Raw genomic sequence first — 405 nt, 5'->3', positions numbered from 1 at the left:
CGACCACCACGGTACCGGTGGATTTACCGGCTTCGATGGTGATGACCGAGCCATTGCTCAAGGTCACGGTCACCGGCGTCTGTGCCGGGTTGGTCAAGGTCGCGGTGTAGGTGATCTGGCCGCCTTCGGTGATGCCGCCCGTGGCGGTCAAGGTCAGGCCGGTAGTGTCAGTCGAATCACTGATGGTGGTAACGGCTGGCGTGGTGCTTGGCACCAGGTTTTCGAAGTTGCCGCCAGTAGTCCCGGTAATAGTCGTGCTAACGGTGCTGCCATTGACATACACATCGTTGGCCGGGGTATCGACCAGCACGGTACCGGTGGTTTTACCCGCTTCGATAACGATGACCGAGCCATTGCTCAAGGTCACGGTCATCGGCGTACCCGCCGGGTTGGTCAGGGTCGCGG

At 60.7% G+C, this 405-nt stretch carries 1 protein-coding gene; it reads right to left on the bottom strand.

Annotation, left to right across the window (positions count from 1 at the left end):
- Positions 1-405 (bottom strand): immunoglobulin-like domain-containing protein (locus AACY45_RS28880; protein WP_339548893.1); only part of this gene is annotated, 405 nt, incomplete at both ends.

The sequence above is a fragment of the Pseudomonas sp. RA_35y_Pfl2_P32 genome, from assembly GCF_963970735.1.
Lineage (GTDB): Bacteria > Pseudomonadota > Gammaproteobacteria > Pseudomonadales > Pseudomonadaceae > Aquipseudomonas.
The sequence above is the reverse complement of the archived record's forward strand: the minus strand, read 5'-3'. Positions and strand labels throughout refer to the sequence as shown.